The organism is Planomonospora algeriensis (assembly GCF_977012225.1).
The window spans coordinates 1-2,460 of sequence record NZ_CDRNDK010000693.1; the positions used below are offsets into that span (position 1 = coordinate 1).

2 protein-coding genes and 1 pseudogene are annotated in these 2,460 nt (G+C 73.7%); 2 read left to right on the forward strand and 1 reads right to left on the reverse strand.

The genetic code is table 11. The features are described 5' to 3' along the window. A pseudogene (locus ACWJ6R_RS34610) lies at positions 1 to 281 on the reverse strand (acyltransferase family protein); the annotation flags it as partial. 238 nt (positions 282 to 519) lie between these two features. On the opposite strand from ACWJ6R_RS34610, the gene ACWJ6R_RS34615 reads away from it, so the two are divergent. Continuing rightward, on the forward strand, positions 520 to 1,767 hold the full coding sequence (locus ACWJ6R_RS34615; protein ID WP_449066252.1) for a sensor histidine kinase: 1,248 nt from the start codon (positions 520 to 522) through the stop codon (positions 1,765 to 1,767). Continuing rightward, positions 1,758 to 2,414, forward strand: a complete 657-nt coding sequence (locus tag ACWJ6R_RS34620) for a response regulator transcription factor (RefSeq protein ID WP_449066253.1) — start codon at positions 1,758 to 1,760, stop codon at positions 2,412 to 2,414. Before ACWJ6R_RS34615 ends, ACWJ6R_RS34620 begins: the two co-directional genes overlap by 10 nt. Positions 2,415 to 2,460 lie beyond the last annotated feature (46 nt).

The window sequence follows — 2,460 nt, forward strand, 5'->3', positions numbered from 1 at the left end:
CGCAACCGTGCCGCGAGCCAGGCGGGCGAGCCTCCTCCGCGCCGGAGCGCGGCGCGGTGGCTGATCGCGCCCGCCGCGCCTCCGGCGAAGAACACCAGGGGCATCACCTGGCTGATCCAGGTGATCATCCAGGCGTTCCCGGTGGCCAGCGCGTTGCCGGTGGTGATCCGGTCGCCGGCCAGGGAGAGCACCGGCATGCTCCAGTGCTGCAGCACCACCAGGGCGGTGCCGAACAGGCGCAGCACGTCGATGAACAGGTCCCGGCCGGGGGGCGCGGGCACCGGGGGGACGGGACGCGCCGGAGGGGGCGCGGAGCGGGTCAGGACGGCGGTCACCGGTCGCCTCGATTCGTCGGGGGGGCAGTGCTCCGAGACTTCCGTGAACCCCCTCGGCGGCGCAGTGACGGCTCCCGCCCTCTTCCCCGCGCCCGGCCCCACCCTCCGGGGTAGGGATGGCCCTACCCCGGTACGCCTGCGCACCGGGTCGATCGGGCCGTCCGGGACTCGTAGCGTTTCCCCCATGAGATCCCTCCTGCGCCGCATCGGCACCGACACCCGCTACCTGCTCACCGGATTCCCCCTCTCCGTGATCGCCTTCTGCCTGGCGGTGGTCGGTTTCGCCGCCGGGCTGGGCACGACCGTCGTCTGGGTGGGCGTGCCGATCCTGGCGGCCACGCTGATGCTCGCCCGGGGTTTCGCCGACATCGAGCGCCGCTCGCTGCCCCAGGTGCTCGGCCACCCGGTCGCCCGCCCGCGCTACCGCCCGGCGCCCGAGACGGCCGGCTGGTTCCGGCGGGCGGTCAACCCGCTGACCAGCGGGCAGTCGTGGCTGGACCTGCTGCACGCGATCGTGAACTTCCCGGTCGCCGTCGTGACGTTCTCGGTCGCGGTGACCTGGTGGGCCGGGACGGTCCTCGGGCTGACCGCGCCGATCTACGGGTGGATCATCGCGAGCATTCCGGACAACCACGGGCTGGCGGAACTGCTCGGCTTCGGTGACAGCGCCCTGGCGGAGGTGATCCTCAACACCGCGATCGGCGCGGTGTTCGCGATCACGCTGCCGGTGGTGCTCCGCGGTGCGGCGCTGGTCCAGGCCGGGCTCGGCCGGGCCATGCTCACCGGGGTCGCGGAGCTGCAGGAGCGCATCGACGACCTGGCCGAGGGCCGGGCCGCGGCGGTCTCGGCAGAGGCCAACGCGCTGCGCAAGCTGGAGCGCGACATCCACGACGGGCCGCAGCAGCGCCTGGTCTCCCTGGCCATGGACCTGTCCCGGGCCCAGCGCCAGCTCAAGCGGGACCCCCAGGCGGTCGAGCAGATGCTGTCCGAGGCCATCAGCTCCACCCGCGAGACCCTGGACGAGCTGCGCGCGCTCTCGCGCGGCATCGCCCCGCCGATCCTGACCGACCGCGGCCTGGCCCCGGCGCTGGCCGCGCTCGCCGGGCGGTGCACGGTCCCGGTCGAGCTGGATATCCAGGTGGAGGGGCGCTTCGCCGCCGCGGTGGAGAACACGATCTACTTCGTGGTCGCCGAGTCCCTGACCAACATCGCCAAGCACAGCCACGCCACCGTCTGCACGGTCACCCTGAGCAAGACCGGTGGCGTCCTGATGCTGACGATCGGGGATGATGGAGTCGGCGGCGCGCACGTCGCCAAGGGACATGGCCTGTCCGGGCTCGCCGACCGCCTCAAGGCGGTGGACGGCGAGCTGGCGGTGGACTCACCGACCGGCGGGCCGACGGTGATCGTGGCGGAGGTGCCGTGCGGGTAGTCGTGGCCGACGACGCGGTCCTGATCAGGGAGGGCCTGATCAGGCTGCTGGAGGAGTTCGGTTGCGAGGTGGTGGCGGCGGTGGGGGACGGCGGGGGCCTGGTGGAGGCCGTCGCCGAGCACCGGCCGGACGTCTCGGTGGTGGACGTGCGGATGCCGCCGAGTTTCACCGATGAGGGGCTGCGGGCCGCGGTCGAGGCGCGGCGGCGGGTGCCGGGGGCGCCGGTGCTGATCCTCTCGCAGTACGTCGAGGTCTCCTACGCCGACGACCTGCTCGCCGACGCGCGCGGCGCGGTGGGATACCTGCTCAAGGACCGGGTCGTGGACGTCGACGACTTCATGGGGGGCCTGCGCTCGGTCGCCTCCGGCGGCACGGTCTTCGACCCGCAGGTGGTCGCCCAGCTGATGGTACGGCGCCGCCGCGACGACCCGCTGGCCTCGCTCACCCCGCGCGAGCGGGAGGTGCTCGGCCTGATGGCGGAGGGCAGGTCCAACCCGGCCATCGGCCGCCAGCTCGTGGTGAGCGACGGCGCGGTGGAGAAGCACGTCCGCAGCATCTTCGCCAAGCTCGGCCTGCACGTCGAGGACGGCGACCAGCACCGCCGGGTGCTCGCGGTGCTCGCCTACCTCCGCTCGTCGGGCCGGTGACGGGGGCCGGGCCCGGCGGGATCCGGGGACGGCGCGGTTCGAGCGC